At 45.4% G+C, this 15,395-nt stretch carries 18 protein-coding genes and 3 pseudogenes; 5 read left to right on the top strand and 16 right to left on the bottom strand.

What is annotated here, in order from left to right; all coding sequences use genetic code 11:
- Positions 1 to 591 precede the first annotated feature (591 nt).
- From JCM10519_RS04605 to JCM10519_RS26380, 7 genes and pseudogenes are all read right to left on the bottom strand, one after another.
- Complete coding sequence (locus JCM10519_RS04605; RefSeq protein WP_054738097.1) at positions 592 to 912, bottom strand: hypothetical protein; 321 nt, start codon at positions 910 to 912, stop codon at positions 592 to 594.
- A 6-nt stretch (positions 913 to 918) separates the two neighbouring features.
- Positions 919 to 3,129, bottom strand: a complete 2,211-nt coding sequence (locus JCM10519_RS04600; protein ID WP_347843120.1) for a hypothetical protein — start codon at positions 3,127 to 3,129, stop codon at positions 919 to 921.
- The gene (locus tag JCM10519_RS04595) at positions 3,056 to 4,702 is read right to left on the bottom strand and encodes a hypothetical protein (RefSeq protein ID WP_054738095.1); all 1,647 of its coding nucleotides are present in this window, start codon (positions 4,700 to 4,702) and stop codon (positions 3,056 to 3,058) included. The genes JCM10519_RS04600 and JCM10519_RS04595 overlap by 74 nt, the downstream gene beginning before the upstream one ends.
- A gap of 74 nt (positions 4,703 to 4,776) precedes the next feature.
- Entirely contained in the window at positions 4,777 to 5,442 is a 666-nt protein-coding gene (locus tag JCM10519_RS04590; RefSeq protein ID WP_054738094.1) for an FMN-binding protein, read from the bottom strand.
- Positions 5,443 to 5,904: 462 nt separating this feature from the next.
- Positions 5,905 to 6,192 (bottom strand): hypothetical protein, encoded by a 288-nt coding sequence (locus JCM10519_RS26390; RefSeq protein ID WP_347843220.1) that lies wholly within the window; start codon positions 6,190 to 6,192, stop codon positions 5,905 to 5,907.
- 201 nt (positions 6,193 to 6,393) lie between these two features.
- Positions 6,394 to 6,840: pseudogene (locus JCM10519_RS26385) on the bottom strand (D-alanyl-D-alanine carboxypeptidase); the annotation flags it as partial.
- Between the two features lie 147 nt (positions 6,841 to 6,987).
- Positions 6,988 to 7,221, bottom strand: coding sequence for a hypothetical protein (locus tag JCM10519_RS26380; RefSeq protein ID WP_347843119.1), 234 nt, complete (start codon positions 7,219 to 7,221; stop codon positions 6,988 to 6,990).
- Between the two features lie 153 nt (positions 7,222 to 7,374).
- Here JCM10519_RS26380 and JCM10519_RS26375 point away from each other — a divergent pair, with 153 nt between their 5' ends.
- Together JCM10519_RS26375 and JCM10519_RS26370 are read left to right on the top strand one after the other, a co-directional pair.
- On the top strand, positions 7,375 to 8,121 hold the full coding sequence (locus JCM10519_RS26375; RefSeq protein ID WP_347843118.1) for a hypothetical protein: 747 nt from the start codon (positions 7,375 to 7,377) through the stop codon (positions 8,119 to 8,121).
- 103 nt (positions 8,122 to 8,224) lie between these two features.
- Positions 8,225 to 8,440, top strand: a pseudogene (locus JCM10519_RS26370) (DNA polymerase IV); the annotation flags it as partial.
- 261 nt (positions 8,441 to 8,701) lie between these two features.
- Here JCM10519_RS26370 and JCM10519_RS26365 read toward each other — a convergent pair.
- The 3 genes from JCM10519_RS26365 to JCM10519_RS04570 are packed head-to-tail and all read right to left on the bottom strand — an operon-like array spanning position 8,702 to position 9,891.
- Entirely contained in the window at positions 8,702 to 9,241 is a 540-nt protein-coding gene (locus tag JCM10519_RS26365) for a YitT family protein (protein WP_347843219.1), read from the bottom strand.
- Positions 9,199 to 9,582 (bottom strand): YitT family protein, encoded by a 384-nt coding sequence (locus JCM10519_RS26360; protein ID WP_347843117.1) that lies wholly within the window; start codon positions 9,580 to 9,582, stop codon positions 9,199 to 9,201. The genes JCM10519_RS26365 and JCM10519_RS26360 overlap by 43 nt, the downstream gene beginning before the upstream one ends.
- A 60-nt stretch (positions 9,583 to 9,642) precedes the next feature.
- A complete protein-coding gene (locus JCM10519_RS04570) occupies positions 9,643 to 9,891 on the bottom strand; it encodes a U-box domain-containing protein 56 (RefSeq protein ID WP_347843116.1) in 249 nt (82 codons plus the stop codon).
- A 91-nt stretch (positions 9,892 to 9,982) separates the two neighbouring features.
- On the opposite strand from JCM10519_RS04570, the gene JCM10519_RS26355 reads away from it, so the two are divergent.
- Together JCM10519_RS26355 and JCM10519_RS26350 are read left to right on the top strand one after the other, a co-directional pair.
- Positions 9,983 to 10,531, top strand: a complete 549-nt coding sequence (locus JCM10519_RS26355; protein ID WP_347843115.1) for a pseudouridine synthase — start codon at positions 9,983 to 9,985, stop codon at positions 10,529 to 10,531.
- Positions 10,455 to 10,646: pseudogene (locus tag JCM10519_RS26350) on the top strand (RluA family pseudouridine synthase); the annotation flags it as partial. The gene JCM10519_RS26355 and the pseudogene JCM10519_RS26350, both read left to right, overlap by 77 nt.
- 222 nt (positions 10,647 to 10,868) lie before the next feature.
- Here the strand turns inward: JCM10519_RS26350 and JCM10519_RS04560 are convergent.
- A complete protein-coding gene (locus tag JCM10519_RS04560) occupies positions 10,869 to 12,233 on the bottom strand; it encodes an RsmF rRNA methyltransferase first C-terminal domain-containing protein (RefSeq protein ID WP_347843114.1) in 1,365 nt (454 codons plus the stop codon).
- A 137-nt stretch (positions 12,234 to 12,370) separates the two neighbouring features.
- On the opposite strand from JCM10519_RS04560, the gene JCM10519_RS04555 reads away from it, so the two are divergent.
- Positions 12,371 to 12,943 (top strand): hypothetical protein, encoded by a 573-nt coding sequence (locus tag JCM10519_RS04555; RefSeq protein ID WP_054738092.1) that lies wholly within the window; start codon positions 12,371 to 12,373, stop codon positions 12,941 to 12,943.
- 130 nt (positions 12,944 to 13,073) lie between these two features.
- Here the strand turns inward: JCM10519_RS04555 and JCM10519_RS04550 are convergent, their stop codons facing one another.
- From JCM10519_RS04550 to JCM10519_RS04535, 5 genes are all read right to left on the bottom strand, one after another.
- Positions 13,074 to 13,478 carry a DUF6465 family protein gene (locus JCM10519_RS04550; protein WP_054738091.1) on the bottom strand — a complete coding sequence of 135 codons (405 nt, stop codon included), beginning with the start codon at positions 13,476 to 13,478 and terminating at the stop codon, positions 13,074 to 13,076.
- 339 nt (positions 13,479 to 13,817) lie between these two features.
- Positions 13,818 to 14,153, bottom strand: coding sequence for a sulfurtransferase-like selenium metabolism protein YedF (gene yedF, locus JCM10519_RS26345; RefSeq protein ID WP_347843113.1), 336 nt, complete (start codon positions 14,151 to 14,153; stop codon positions 13,818 to 13,820).
- Between the two features lie 71 nt (positions 14,154 to 14,224).
- Positions 14,225 to 14,422: a sulfurtransferase TusA family protein gene (locus tag JCM10519_RS26340; RefSeq protein WP_347843112.1), complete on the bottom strand. Its 198-nt coding sequence runs from the start codon at positions 14,420 to 14,422 to the stop codon at positions 14,225 to 14,227.
- 1 nt (position 14,423) lies between these two features.
- The gene (locus tag JCM10519_RS04540) at positions 14,424 to 14,792 is read right to left on the bottom strand and encodes a helix-turn-helix domain-containing protein (RefSeq protein WP_054738090.1); all 369 of its coding nucleotides are present in this window, start codon (positions 14,790 to 14,792) and stop codon (positions 14,424 to 14,426) included.
- Between the two features lie 197 nt (positions 14,793 to 14,989).
- Entirely contained in the window at positions 14,990 to 15,328 is a 339-nt protein-coding gene (locus JCM10519_RS04535) for a DUF1292 domain-containing protein (protein WP_054738089.1), read from the bottom strand.
- Positions 15,329 to 15,395: the final 67 nt, after the last annotated feature.

Here is a 15,395-nt window from a genome sequence, read left to right as displayed (position 1 = left end):
CTCCATCCTGACGGCCGCAGTCTCTGTTTTTGCCGCTTCCGAAGGAGCGCCGCCCAAATCTTCAGCTTGCTTCCTGCCGCAGCCAGCTGCGAGCAATACAGCAAAAGCAACGGCCAAACAAAATAAACTGATTTTCTTTTTCAGCATTTCCTGATTCCTCCCTGCGTCCATTTTTTTTGTCTCCAAGGGTCAGGCAGGAGTGGTCACGCTCCCATTTGACCCGCAAGCACAAAGAGTGAAACGGGTTCTCTTTCACCCTTTAATCAGGGCACAGTATAGCACCTGTCAGGATAATAAGTCAATAGGGTTTCAAAAACTGTAAACCTTAGTCATCTTTCTGTAAGATTCTCGCCGGTTTTTTATCCATTTCCCCTTCCCCGCACTTCATTGACCTGGCTGATGATCATAAATGCGTTAGGATCAATTCCCGCGCCGATTAAAAATCCGGAAAAAAAACACCGGCCAGCAGCCGATCATCAGTCATTGCCGCCTGTGCTCAGTCCACACGGCAGAATAAACAGGAATAATCCCATGTGTATTATGCCATTACGCCATACACATGGGATTTGTTTCTATCTTAGTTTTAAATTTTTATGAAGCCTGCTGTATCCACTCTCCGTTTGCCCCTACTCGATAGCCGTCCGGAGTGACCACATCCTTAGCAAGCTTTCCTACTGTTTCCTTGTAGGCTGGCCCCGATGGATAGAAATAATACCATGTTCCATCGATCATATTCCAGCCTGTATACATTGCTCCGAAAGAAGCATCGTTTTGATTATGTAAGAAATAAGTATTTCCATCAGCATCAGTAAACCAGCCGCTTCTCATATATCCCTGCTGGTCAAAGAGATACCATGTTAAAGTGCCGTTTAAATCAGCCCGGTACCACTCATTTTTTTGGATAAGAGCCATCTGGTTTTACAATCCACCAGCCAGTCTCATCCCGTTTCCAGGTACCGCCTGTTTGAACAGAATGATTCCTGGAAGATGATGCGTCTCTGGCTGTAACACTGCTGCTGCCTGATGAGCTGCTCCGTGGCTGCCGCTGCCATTGCCGGTGCTGCCGCCTTCTTCCACAGTGCCGTTGTCTTTTTCATCAGCTTTAAATCTCACTTCGCCGGTTTCTTCATCATATTCAAACTGACGCAGGGCAACGTTCTCTATGCCGGCCAATCCGATTTCTTTCAAAATGGCTTTTGCTCTGCCCATCATTTCTGCATTAGACTGATTGCTGTTAAGCAGTTTTGCAAATTCAGCGCTGTTATACTCAGAAGCATTTCTGCCTTCCAGATTTATCACAGTACCTTTGCCATATTCTTGTCCTGTAACGATAGTTCCTGCACCCTTTTTGGAAGCAATCTCTTCCAAACCGCTGATCTGCGGCGCATTTGTATTGAAATAGGCATTCTCTACATAGCCAATACCAGCCACACGGCCTGCGATGCCGCCTATATCTACAGTCGTTGCAGCCGTCTCTAATACCATATTTGCAAAGCTGTTGATGACAATGCCTGCATTCATGCCTGCGATACCGCCAATGGTCATTCTGGCCCCGTTGCCTTTGGCATAGATATTTCCTTTGGCATAGTTGTTGATAAGAAGTGATTTGTTCGGTATCGCGCTGATTCCTCCCCCATAAGCCCAACGCTCTTTGCTTTCGCTTTTTATACTTACATCTGCATATGAGTTTGCGATGATGCCCCAGTTTATATTGCCAACCAGGCCTGCGGTGTCATTTTGCTTTGATGACCAGCTCTCGATCACGCCTTTTGCATAGCAATGATCTATATATCCGCCTGTGTTTGACGGATTTTCAAAATATCCGGAAAGCAAGCCCGTATATGATATGTTGCCGTCTCCCATATATTTGTTATAGACAGCCGCATTTTCAATACCAAGATTTACCACACAGGCTGACTGCAGTTTTGCAAACAAGCCTGCAGATACGCAGTATGTTTCCGGACTTTCCTTTGTTCCAATGGTCATGTCACTGATCACGTGCCCATTTCCGTCAAATGTGCCTGTGAATCCATATGCGCCTGAGCCGCCTGCCGGTATCCACTGGATCCCAGACAGAGAGATATCTGCATCAAGTCTTACATGTTTTCCTTTATAATGCTCGTCTTCATTTATTGATGCTGCAAATGCCGTCAGCTGTCCGGCAGTTTTGATCATGTAAGGATTTTCTTTTGTACCGTTTCCTGCTTCGAAAATTGACGGGTCTGCATTTCCGTATCCTGTTAAATCACGGATAGATGCTTTCTTGGCCGCTGCCGCTATAGCAGATTTAAGTAATTTCGCCAAATCGCTGTCGCCTGCCAATTGAGAATAATCTTGTGTGGAAATAACATATGCGATTACATCATCTGCTATGGCCTCTAAAGCCTGGCCCTCGTCATTTCCAGTCACTTTTATGCCAACAATCTTCCCAGCCTTTACAGTTATTTCTACATAAACATATTTTCCTGAATCAGTCTTTGCTCTGCCATAGTATGTGCCGTCTGCTCTTTCTAAAGTGTTTGGCTCAAATACAGGTGTCATATCTGAATAAGTGGTTTCTGCTTCTTCACCAGTAGGACGTACTGTGCCGTCTGTAAGTTCCCAGGTTCTTAATTTCATGAAAGAAGGAAGCCCCATCGCATTCTGGTCGCCAACGTTTACACTGGTGCCATTCTTTAAATCCATAGGGAATGCAGTGAAATTCTTATTCAGTAATGCAGCAAAATCCGCCTCCTGCATCTGTGCTGATTTCTTTGAATCAATACCTACATGGTATACGCCGTCATATGGCTCGCCCTCATCATTTATACCCGCGCTGACCATATAACCTACAGGGATAACCGGGTTGCTGATAACGCCATTGCTGTTTTGGCGCGCATCTGCATTATAGTAGGATAAAAATTGTCTTGCAATACCTGTTGACCATCCTGCAAATGAACCTACGTATGTAGAAAATGACTCTGATTTCATATCACCTGTAGAGTAGCAGTTTGCCACCTTTCCCCCATTTACACCAATGAAGGAACCGATAGATGGCATGCCTTCATTACCATCTTCACGGCTGGCTTTGCCTGTGACATCGCCTGCAGCATAGCAGTTTGCAATTACGCTCCTGTTGACCATGCCCACGAAGCCGCCGCCCTGAGACAGACCGCCTATGGCTTTGCAGTATACGTCTGCTTCTGACCAGGAGTTGATAATGCCGCCTCTGATCGTCTGGCCTGCCAGTCCGCCTGCCCAAACATTGGCTTTCTTGTGTTTTGTTTCTGCATATATGCTTCCCTCTGTATTGCAGCCGTCTATAAATGCTTTTTCTGTAAGACCTGCTAAAAGGCCCGCATAAGCGCTGGACGGATGGACTACTGCTATTTCTGCATCTGCGATACTTAAATTTTTTAACTACTGCATTTTTGCCTAATACACCGAAAAATCCATAGAAAGTGGTCATCTTTTCAGTATCATTCGTATCTGCCTTATCTTCTATATGGGGATTCTCAACGGAACCAATGTTCATGCCTGTAATCACATGGCCGCGTCCGTCAAAATTACCCATGAAGTCATAATGTCCCTGTCCGATAGGCATCCACGTCCCGCCGGATACGTCCACATCTTCATCTAAAGCGATATACATTCCTGCATATTTCACATCGTCTGTAAGTGAAACGGCAAACTTACGAAGCTGCGCTTCAGTTTTTAGAATATAAGGTGATTCTTCTGTTCCGTCTCCGCTATCAAATATCGATGCATCTATGGTGTCGTCTACGAAAATATTGTTAGTGATAACTAACACATGATCAAAACTCCAGGCATAGAAATCCCCTATCGTGCGTACTGCCGCTGACAAATCTCCCATATTTGCCTGCTTTGCCGCTGCAATGGTCTCAGATGCTTTTGCAATCTCAGACCGTGTAAGACCATTATTTAATGTATCTGCCATAGTCTCGCCAGATAGCTCCTCCTCGGCAAGAGCTTTCACATTATTGGTGACGTAGCCTGTTATTGTATCATTTACCATCATAAATGGTTTTTCAGTTTTACTGCTGTAATATCCATTTACTATTGCAGTAACCGCGCTGCCCATACCGCCGATACCGCCAACTAATTCTTTGGCATCTGCTGCACTTTCAGCTGTAATCATTGCGCCGGAAAGCACATTGTAATATGTACCTGCTGCAATACCTGCCATACCGCCTGCAACTGCAAATAACTGTCCGCCGGTTTCTGCCGATACGCTTCCAAATGTTGCCGCATTGGCAATGATGCATTTATTATTTGATGCACCAACGACACCGCCTGCATATGTCACACCTGACTGGGACACGGCTGATACATCAGCATTAACAGATACATTGGCAATTACAGATTCTCCTCCCAAAATTCCGGTGACAGCACCAGCGTAGCTTTTGGCAGAATGGCTTTCTATTTTGCCTGTAATAACTACATTGTCAATCAATACGTTTTTTTCTGTTTTTCCTGCAACTGCGCCTGCACATGCTTCAGCGCCAGAAGAAGTAATACTGATATCCACATCTTCCAATTTGATATTCCTGACTTTGGCACCTGTTTTCATGCAGCCAAAAAGACCTGCGTATGCAAAACTGTCACTTGCGATTGTAAGTCCGTTAATGGTATGGTTCCGTCCATTAAATGAACCTGCAAAACCATTCGCTCCAGTACCGATCGGTGTCCACTCATCTTCCAATTCAATGTCAGCAGAAAGTTCAATATATTTGCCGCTATAATCATTTCCTGCATCTACCTTGTCAGCAAATCTGGCTAACTGTGTACTGGTTGCACGATAAATGGATCTGACTTGCTGCCATTACCATCCTGGAATACCTGGTTTTCTTTGATGACAGCTTTGGAAAGAGCGTCATTAACTGCTTCTTTGATACCATTTGAACTCTTTGTAGCACCGGATACCCCATCTACATCCGTAGAATTAGCATCTATAATAATTGCAAACAATGCTTTTGCTTTCTCCCAATTAGCTAGTGTATCTCCTTGTGACACTTCTTCTATGTTTACAATGGTGTTATCTTTTATAGTGACGAGCAGTGTAATCGTGCTTTTAAACCCCTTGCCTGTCCCAGTGTACTCTCCATCTGCATAATCGCCTGCAAGTTCTATGGTTCTGTCAAAGTTAAAATCGGGAAGTACCTCATTTACGATTTTCCCTGCCTGTGACGGAGTGGACTTGTCAGCCTGTGATGGTGTGGATTTGCCGGACTTTGATGGTGCAGAATTGCCAGCGTGAGATGGTGCGGACTTGCCGGCCTGTGATGGTGTAGCCACGTTTGATGAAACTAACTGATCATTACTAAAATCTGGCAGATCAGCAGGCTCTGCATATGCCGGTATAGCTGAGGACATAAGCATAATCAGAGCTAACGCGGCGCTTGCCTTTCGTTTCATACTTTGTCTGATTCGTATAAAATTCAAAATACTCTCCTCCTAAAAGTGTTATTTTGAGCTAACTTGAAGATTGTAATCATGCTATATTTTTTTCATATTATTAAAATTACCTATAGATAAACAATAATGAAAGCACACTGCCTTATTAAGCTAGCACGGTGTTGCATTTTATCATATTCAGACAAATCTATCAATTATATAGATAATAAAATAATTCATTAGGGAATTATTGAGAAATTATATTTGTTAAGCATAGCTGATTGCCATATATATGGTGTATTCTGATATAGGTTTCCCCCGCCTGGCAGATACCGCTGCTGCCATCGGCTTAAGCTCCATAGTTTGTGATGCAGCATTGTCAGAGATAAATCACAAAGCCTGTGATACAGCAATGATCAGCGATAAATCACAAAGCTTGTAATACAGCATGATCAGCAGAAATAACTGGGCTTTCATACTTAAAAGCCCAGTTCCATCAGTTTTCCCTGATCAGACAGGAATGATTCCCATGAGTCCCGGCATGGATAGATATTTGCTAAAGATATCTTTTAAGCACCAGATTGTTGTCAGACGGTCTGCCCCTTCGTTCAGACAAACCGGATATTCCTTAATAACCTCTCCGTTTAAGCGGTAAACGACACTTCCCACCGTCTGCCCTTTACGCACCGGAGCATTTAATTCCTTTGGAATGTCTGTCTGTACCGTGACTTCTTCCTCATCTGCCAGAAGAAGGTTTAAGGTCTTCTCTTCCTCCCCGTCTATGCCGCAGGATATCATGACCGGTTCATCCAGGCGGCCGGAGGAAGGAATCCCTTCCTTTACCGGAATATCAGGAAAACTGATGTCTTTATACACGTTCCTGAAATGAAAGCGTTCCATCCCATATTGGAACAGCTTTCTTGCATCCGACCATTTATATGCCTTATGGGGGGGCCAGCCGCAGCCTAAGAGGGCGATGGTATAAGTTCTTCCGTCATCCTCTACTGCTCCCACATAGGAATATCCGGCTCCTCCGGTGAAGCCTGTTTTTCCTGAGAACGCCCCGTCCATCATGGCCAGAAGGGTATTGTGGTTATTGCAGGAAAAGGATCGTTTTCCTTGAAGATCAGCAAAGGAATAGCTTCTCGTTGCCGTAATCTTCAGGAACTCCTCCTTCTTTGACGACTGGCCGATGCAGTAGTTCATGATCCTGGCTAAATCCGCTGCCGTAGTGGAGTGTATCTTCACCTGTCCATCCTTTTCTTCTTTGGCATCCAGTCCATTGGGTGTGATAAAATATGTATCTTCACAGCCTAAATCCCTTGCTTTTTCGTTCATCAGCCTGGCAAATCCCTCCTGGCTCCCTCCGACGTGCTCTGCGATCATCATGGCGGCATCATTATGGGATTCCAGCATCAGACTGTAAAGCAGATCCTTAAGCAGAAACTTTTCTCCCTTATAGACCCCTAAATGGACCTTGGCTGGGAAGCCGCATTCTGGCTGGCCGTTACTGTGTCAGATAAATTCCCATACTCCAGGGCAAGGATGCAGGTCATGATTTTTGTGGTGCTGGCCATGGGACGGACCAGATTCTCATTTTTTTCCGTATAAAATGCGGCCGGTGGAGGCATCCATCAAAACTGCTGACTGGGCATAAAGATTTAGCTCATCCTTTGTCTGAATCGGTGCGTTCTTTTCTCCTTTCTCCTCTGTTACTGTTGTGTTCTCATTAACGGCCTCTTTTTCTGAAAGCTTAACCGCAGCAGTTCCTGTCCCTATGAGAAAGACAATCACTGCTGCCAGCAGTATTCCTATGGCATGCCTCATGAAAGAGCCTCCGACGTGGATTTATTTTATCCTATTCCGCAGTTTTTTTCAATTATTCCCTTTACTTCCCGAACATATTTTCGGTATAATAAGAGAGAAGGAAGTTCGATTCTCTAAGTGCCCCTCAAGGTAAAATTCAAACTGCACCAAAACTTGCCTTTATTAAGTAAATTTTATCAAAGGAGAGACGGATATGTACCCGAGCCCTTAGTTTTTCACATAGACGTAAATTCCGCATATTTAAGTTGGGAATCTGTCAGCCGGCTGGAAGCTGACCCAGAAGCCCTGGATTTACGCACCATTCCATCAGCAGTAGGCGGTGACGCCTCTTTAAGGCATGGAATTGTTCTGGCAAAATCCACGCCCGCAAAAGCATTTGGGATCACAACCGGGGAACCCATCAGCCAGGCCCTGCGCAAGTGCCCTGCCCTGACCGTTGTTCCGGCCCGGTTTGACGTGTACCTTGAAAAATCCCTGGAACTGATGGAGCTTTTATCCGATTACACCCCTGACATTGAAAAATTCAGCATTGACGAGGCCTTTCTCGACATGACCTCCACCATTCACCTATTTGGCTCCCCGATTGAGGTGGCAAACCAGATCCGGGAAAAGATCCGGAAGAATCTGGGGTTTACGGTGAACATCGGTATCGCTCCCAACAAGCTCTTAGCCAAGATGGCCTCGGATTTTAAAAAGCCCGATCTCTGCCACACTCTGTTTGCCCATGAGATACCTTCCAAAATGTGGCCCTTACCCATTCGGGAACTGTTTTTTTGTGGGCCATTCCGCCCAGAAAAAGCTGGAAGGCATCGGCATACACACCATAGGGGAGCTTGCAGCCTGCAATGTAAGCCATTTAAAGCACCTTCTGGGGGAAAAGTATGCCCTGCTGATACATGATTATGCCTTGGGCATTGATACCTCTCCCGTGGCGGAACGGGAGCCTTTAAACAAGGGCTACGGCAACAGCACCACCCTCTCCCATGATATTGACGACTTTGATATGGCCTGCCAGGTCCTCCTGTCTTTAAGCGAAACCGTGGGCGCCCGTCTTCGTTTAGATCATGTCATGAGTGACTGCGTCTGTGTGGAGATTAAGGACTGGAATTTTCAAACCAAGTCTCATCAGATGACCTTAAACAATCCTACGGACTCCACCACAGTGATTTATGAAAATGCCTGTAAGCTGCTTAAGGAGCTTTGGGACCGCACTCCCCTGCGCTTAATCGGCGTGCGTACCACCAAGATTTCTGAGGAAGGCTTTTGCCAGCTTAGTCTTTTTGAGTCTGAGCAGTCCCGCAAGATGAAGGAAATGGAAAAGGCGGTGGATCATATCCGCAGCAAATTCGGGACCGACAGCGTCAAAAGAGCCAGCTTTTTAAAAAAGGATGCCATTGTAGACCATACATCCGGCCATGGGAAATCCGGCATAAATAAGGGTGTATCTGAAAACTGCCATGTTTTCAGATACACCCTCAGCCTAAAACTGTCCTCCAATGGCTTTAAACCCTTCACCATAAACCTCATTGGAATCCGTGATAATAAGAAATGCTTCCTTGTCTGTTTCGTGGATTGCGCGGCGGATTGGCACCACCTGGCTGTTGTTGCAGGCGCACATGACCACCTTCTTTTCATCCAGGGAATAGGAGCCCTGGCCCTGAAGGAAGGTGCTGCCCCGCCCGGTACTTTCCTCGATTCTCTGAGCCACCTCTTCCGCATGGGAGGTGACCACAAAAACCAGCTTTCCGGCTCCCAGGCCAATCATGATCTTGTCGATTACCATGGTGGTCACAATGGTAGAGAGCATACCCAGGATAACTGCATCCAGATTGCGGAACACGAAACCTCCGGCAATGATCACTATGGCATCCACCACAAGGGATATTTGTCCGATAGTCAGGTGAGGAAAAAGCTTCCGGATCGCCATGACCAGAAAGTCCGTGCCTCCTGTGGAACAGTTTCTTAAATAGACAATAGTCAGTCCCAGACCTGAAAAAAATTCCGGTGCAGGCGGCAGCATACAGGGGATTTCCCTGATAAACCGGCAGATAAGGGACTACATAATCCAGCACAAGGGCAAAGATAACCATACTCTTCATGGAACGGAGCAAAAAAACGCCTTCCCAAAAGCTTATAGCTGACTAACACAATGGGAATGTTAAGGACCATGCTGGTAATGCCCATGGGCAGACCGAACAGATGGCGCAGGATCAATGCGATACCGGATACTCCTACAGGAGCGAATTCCGCGCTTACCGCAAAATTATAGATTCCAATATTGAATAAAAATGCTCCCGCCAGATCGCTCAAAAGATCGATCCCCAGCTCCTTTGGCGAATATTCCTGTTTGATTGTCATCATGAGTATGCTGCCTCCATTTCTTCCGCCCTGCTTTCACCTTATAGGAAATAATCATTAATTTCAAATTCTTTTTTTACCGATCCGTACCTGTTTAATGAGAACGTTGGCTTCCCCCTCTTCTTCGGAGCAGACTCCGGTCACCTGAATCTGTACCTTACCATAGGATTCCGTCAAAACCAGTTCTTTATCCATAATTCCCCTGTCTGCGATTGCTTCTGCCAAATCCAGCAGAACCTCATCCACATCTTCCATTATGTTGTTTCTTTCAAATTCAATTTCCAATGCCTCATAAATATCTTGATCAAACATCACCAAACCCCCTTTTTTTCATTTTCTACCAGCTAATTATAACCTATAGATTCTCCTTGTCAATCACTACCCGCCATGATAGAATCGGTTTATGAAAATGACTATGACTTATACCATAAAACAACCCTTTGAAGGAATGACCGTGAAGCAATATCTCCTAAACCTTGGATATTCCCAGAGCCTGATCCGGCAGCTTCGGAATACTAAAAACGGTATAACTGTGGAAGGAGAGCCTGTCTATACGACCCGCGTCCTTAAGCCGGGAGAGCTTTTATCTGTCTTTATCTGTGAGGAAGAAAGTTCCAAGAATATTGTACCCACTCCCATGCCAATTCAAATCCAGTACGAGGACGAACATCTCCTGGTCATTAACAAGGCAGCCGGCGTCCCCATCCATCCGTCCCAGGGTAATTTTGATCATACCCTTGCCAACGGGATCGCATATTATTTTAAAGAAAAGAACGAAACCTTTATCTACCGGGCCATTAACCGTCTGGACCGGGATACCACCGGACTTTTAGTGCTGGCAAAAAAATCCTTTAAGCGCCTGCATTCTTTCGGATATGGTGAAAAAAAGAGAGCTTCACCGCCGTTACCTTGCGGTTGTCCAGGGAAAGCTTCCCCTAAGCGGAACCATTGATGCTCCCATTGCCCGGGCAGACGGCTCCACCATTGAACGGTGTGTGGACCGGATAAATGGGGAAGAGGCACGCACTCATTATAAACGGCTTTATTATGATCCTGTGACAGGACATTCCCTTGCGGGTCTGACTCTGGAAACCGGCCGTACCCATCAGATCCGGGTCCATTTAAATTCCATCGGCCATCCCCTGCCGGGAGACTTTCTTTATCATCCGGATTACCGTTACATCACCCGCCAGGCCCTTCATTCCTTCCGGCTGGATTTCCTCCACCCAATCAAAAAGGAGCCCCTTTTTTTGAGGCGCCCCTTCCCGAGGACATGCAGTTCATTGGAATCACATCCACCGAAGGCCTTTGGGATAATGATTTTTAAGAATTCCCCCGGCAAGCTTGGCAAATCCCATGGAATATCCGCCGGTATTGACAAGCACCCAGCCTTTATGATTGTCACCGGAAAGAAATGCCTCCCCAGTCAGGGTTTCTCCCTTTAAATACTTTATAACTTCCCCTCCGTCAGCCGGCAGGTCGATGAAACGGCTTACCTCTTCCTTTTTAAGGAAAAGAGCAAAGCCATGAGAAGGCTCAAACCGGTTCTTTTTCACAGTTCCCAGGTGAAGTCCCGGACGGAGAATTTTCATGCCCTTAAAATCAATCATTTCCGGCGGGATCAGATACAGCTGGTCCCCAAAGAGAATATATTCCTTTCGAAGAAGCAGAGGGGCAGGATTTACCAGGAAATCCTTTAAAAACGTTTCTAATTCTTTTAATACGGACTTATCCCTGCTGTACTCCGGAGTGGTCTGCTTTTTTTCAGAAATCCCATCTCCGCTCTTCTTTAATACTGCCAGGTAATGGCCTTCCCCTTCTGATCTGTCAGGCCAGATGCGGAAGGTCTTTTGTAAGTCTGCCATACCGGATTTACTCCATTCTGGGCGGCCTGGATAAAGTCCCGGACGTCCTGCATCCGCAATGGAAAAATCGGGGTGAGAGAAAAGGAAACCTTCAATGACCTGTTCATTTTCCTCCGGGGAAAAGGTACAGGTGGAGTAAACCATGGTTCCGCCGGGCTTAAGCATTGCCGCGGCATTGGATAGAAGCTCTTCCTGGCGGGCTGCGCAGGCTCTTACATGCCCAGGCGACCATTCCAGCCTCGCCGCCTCATCCTTACGGAACATTCCTTCTCCGGAACAGGGTGCATCCACCACGATCCTGTCAAAGAATCCGGGGAAACGAAGGGACAGGCTCCCTGAATCCTCGTTGGACACAACCCCATTCCCAATCCCCATGCGTTCTACGTTCTGGGAAAGGATCTTTGCCCTGGCCGGATGGATCTCATTGCTTAGAAGAAAGCCTTTGCCCTGCATCCGTCCTGCAATATGGGTTGTTTTCCCCCCAGGCGCAGCACACAGATCAAGAATCTTCTCTCCCGGCCTTGGGTCCAGCAGTTCCACAACAGCCATGGCGCTTGGCTCCTGGATATAATAAAGGCCTGCTTCATGGTATGGATGCTTTCCAGGCCGCTCTCCTGCCTGGTAGTAATACCCTTCCGCTGCCCATGGAATCTTTTTCAACTGAAACGGGCAGATCTCATCAAATTTCTCAAGGGATATTTTTAAAGGATTTACCCTTAAGCCCTGAACCCGTTCCTTATCATAGCTTTCTATAAAAGAATCATACTCTGCTCCTAAAAGCCCTTTCATTTTTTTCTCTGAACTCATCTGGTAATTGAATCATTATTTTTCCTCTGAATATTAATTTTATAAAAATAACACTTATCTGTCATTATTTTTCGAAGTAAGAGCCAAAATAGGAAGAGACCAATGACTGGAGGTGTCTTATGTCCTTAATAACCATTACCGCTTACTTCATTATACCCATATATACCATTTTGTTTGCCTGGGGAACCGACTGGTTCACAATGAACTTTTCCGTATTAGGGAATTTATCTTCCAGAAAAAACCTGTTTCTTTTATGGGGTATTGTTGTAGGAACGTATTTTTATTACGTTTTAAAACGGATCATAGGCGGACTTCCCCGGAACAGAAAAGAAACCGTGATCAGTACCACTGCCCTGTTGCTTCTGGCTCTGGCGGTCATCACGCCTTATCTGCCGGACTCTCAGCCTATTCATGCGGTCCTCCATGTTATTTTATCCTTTTTGGCATCAATTTCTCTTCTTATCTGCCTTTATATGATCATCTGGAAGCTTTATTGCATGAATCAGGCGCTTTACCGGCCCTATCTGCATGGCTTACTGGTGATAACGGTTTTGTCTGCCTTTCTTTTTTTCCTGACAGGAATCGTGAGCACGGTGCTGGAAATATTTTTCACCCTGTCCTGTACCATACTGCTGGAAAGGCTTTACCGCAGAATCCTGGCTCCAAGGATCACATGGAGATCATTGGGCTAAATGACCCTATAATAAAGCATGATAAAAAAGGAAAGTACCCGGAAGAAAAAAAACTTCTTACGGGCACTGACCTTTTGCCGGGCAAAAGCCCCGGATATAAAAACATACCGGGGCATCGTCAGCGGAAATACTACAACGTGATCTTATACTGGTCGGAGCCTTCTCCATCCACAGCATAATAAGCAATATCTTCTTCCGGTTTTATGTATATCTCAAGGGTTTTTACTGCAGCGTCTTCATGCTTTGACAGATAATCCTTTTTAACTGCTTCAAGCACTTCTCCTGCGGCAATTTGTTTTCCGGAATATTCCAGAAAAAGGATACTTCCGGATCTTTTTTTCTTTACAGCTGTTTTCTTTGGCGCACTGGTTTTTTTCACAGGCGCCTTCCTGCCATTAGCAGCCGCTTTCTCTTCCTGTACCGGAGCTGCGGCCGCCTTGGCTATGGCCGCTGTCTTTTCAGCCGCCGGTTTTCCAACTGCCATTTCTTCTGGGGCTTTCGCTGGTTTTTTTCCTGCACTTTTATTGTTTTCCATAATTCTCCTCCTCAAACAAATAAAACGGTAACAACCATTGCAACTCAGCCATATCATTCATAATTTGGCGGATAGAATGTATCTCTAAAAGACATATGCATAAGCCGCCAAATTATTCATGCCGGGCATCCGCCCTATAAAAATACTTGAAAATTTATGCTTAGTGAGCAAGCTCCTACTCATGAAATATTACAAATATTTTTGTATGGCTTACCTGTAACTACAAATCAAGCCTGCCAGTGATGTTTAAAATTAGCTGAGTGAATTATAGAACGAAACCCCTGTTTTGTCAATAAAAACCATCCTCTTCCCATAAAACCGGGTATTATTAAGGTCTGATCACCAGGCGGGCGCCAGCCATTTTTCCACAATTTCATACATATTGGTTACCGAGCCAACCTGCAGCTTGTCTGATAATTCATAATGATTCAGGCAGGTTCCGCAGGTGAGGATTTCCACTCCCTGGGCCTCTAAGCTCTTTAGATCCTCCAGGGACTGAGAGCCTTCCACAGATAGCCTGGCTCCCCCATTGTAAAGAAGAACCGTCTCAGGAAGCTCCTCCAGCTTGGTAAGGGCATAAACAAATCCCTTCATCAGAATGCGTCCAAGTTCTTCATTGCCTCCTCCCATCTGATCCGAGGAAAGCACCGCTACAAGGCCTTTTTTTTCTGGCATCCGGGAGGCATTCTTCCTCTTTGGCCGTTTCTTCCATATTGCCGGGTTTCCTGTTTACGTGGAACAGGATTTCATATTCCCCTTCCGCTTTTTTTCTCAGAAGCAGGAGCAAATCCCTCATAATTCCCCAGTTTCATTACATTCTGAACTGCAATTTCATTGTCCACAAGGACCTTTAATGTACCCTCTCCCATATCCTTTAATGCCTCTTTTGCTTTAATAACCGGCTGAGGGCATGTCAGACCTCTGGCATCAACAATTTTTTCCATTTTACCGTTCTCCTTTTCTTCTATTTTCTCTTTCCAGTTCTTCCATTACAATGATCATAGAACGCAAAAGCCGCCTGTTATTCTTAGACAGCATTGCTGCCTTCTGTACAATCTCAATGATTTCATAATCATTCTGCCGGGACTGCCCCTCTTCTGCCTCTTGTTCCAGCAAAGAAAAGAAATCCGACATTTTAAGACCAAATGCATTGCAGATCCTGCCGAGTTTTGGCAGGCTGATATTGGCTCTCCTTCCAAACAAACTGGACAATGTGGACTGAGCAATCCCGCTTTCCTTTGATAACCTGTACATAGACCACTCTTTGCTTCTGTTGATTTCCTCGATTTTTTTAAGTACCGCCTCGTTGTCCATACAGATATTCCTCACTTCTCATAGATACAATTATAGTAGTATATGAAACGCAAGTTTTATAGATTGCAATACTTGCTGTATATACTTCTATTATTAGTAGTATCCTATGTTTTGTAAGGTTTTATAAGCACATATTACATATAAACCTTAAAACCGGGACCAGTCCTATTAAGGACCTGCCCCGGCTTTTCCTCTGTCTACTTTTCTTCTTCGTCTTCGCCTACCAGCTCATCATATTCCGCATCGTCCAGTAATTCGTCAAAGGCATCCGCAACGATCTCATATTCCTCGTCATCTTCAATATTTTCAAGATTCGGCTGCCCGTCCTCCTTCTCAGAATAACGGTACAGATAAACTTCTCCCTCTTCCGCTTCAGGGCCGTTCATCGGAAGCAGTGCAATATAATCTCTTTCGCCTGCCGTGAAAATGGTAAGTACTACGCACTCCAGTTCTGATCCGTCATCCAGGGTCAGTGTAACTGTCATTTCCTCCTGCGGTTCCATATCATCCCGCTCTAAATTAGGATCCTGTGCCATTCCGATACCTCTCTTTTTTCTTAATCTAGTTGTAGGGCGCTTTCTTACGCCTATTTCCACTCTATCA

This window comes from Clostridium sp. NkU-1 (assembly GCA_001312405.1).
This window is presented reverse-complemented; position numbering and strand designations above follow the sequence as displayed.

Coding starts and splice junctions, on each gene's coding strand:
- JCM10519_RS04605 (WP_054738097.1), bottom strand. CDS start 912: ATGGCTCTTATCCAAAAAAATGAGTGGTACCGGGCTGATTTAAACGGC.
- JCM10519_RS26390 (WP_347843220.1), bottom strand. CDS start 6,192: ATGATATCCTGCGGCATAGACGGGGAGGAAGAGAAGACCTTAAACCTT.
- JCM10519_RS26380 (WP_347843119.1), bottom strand. CDS start 7,221: ATGAGGCATGCCATAGGAATACTGCTGGCAGCAGTGATTGTCTTTCTC.
- JCM10519_RS26365 (WP_347843219.1), bottom strand. CDS start 9,241: ATGCTGCCGCCTGCACCGGAATTTTTTTCAGGTCTGGGACTGACTATT.
- JCM10519_RS26360 (WP_347843117.1), bottom strand. CDS start 9,582: ATGATGACAATCAAACAGGAATATTCGCCAAAGGAGCTGGGGATCGAT.
- JCM10519_RS04570 (WP_347843116.1), bottom strand. CDS start 9,891: ATGTTTGATCAAGATATTTATGAGGCATTGGAAATTGAATTTGAAAGA.
- JCM10519_RS26355 (WP_347843115.1), top strand. CDS start 9,983: ATGAAAATGACTATGACTTATACCATAAAACAACCCTTTGAAGGAATG.
- JCM10519_RS04560 (WP_347843114.1), bottom strand. CDS start 12,233: ATGAAAGGGCTTTTAGGAGCAGAGTATGATTCTTTTATAGAAAGCTAT.
- JCM10519_RS04555 (WP_054738092.1), top strand. CDS start 12,371: ATGTCCTTAATAACCATTACCGCTTACTTCATTATACCCATATATACC.
- JCM10519_RS04550 (WP_054738091.1), bottom strand. CDS start 13,478: ATGGAAAACAATAAAAGTGCAGGAAAAAAACCAGCGAAAGCCCCAGAA.
- yedF (WP_347843113.1), bottom strand. CDS start 14,153: ATGCCAGAAAAAAAAGGCCTTGTAGCGGTGCTTTCCTCGGATCAGATG.
- JCM10519_RS26340 (WP_347843112.1), bottom strand. CDS start 14,422: ATGGAAAAAATTGTTGATGCCAGAGGTCTGACATGCCCTCAGCCGGTT.
- JCM10519_RS04540 (WP_054738090.1), bottom strand. CDS start 14,792: ATGGACAACGAGGCGGTACTTAAAAAAATCGAGGAAATCAACAGAAGC.
- JCM10519_RS04535 (WP_054738089.1), bottom strand. CDS start 15,328: ATGGCACAGGATCCTAATTTAGAGCGGGATGATATGGAACCGCAGGAG.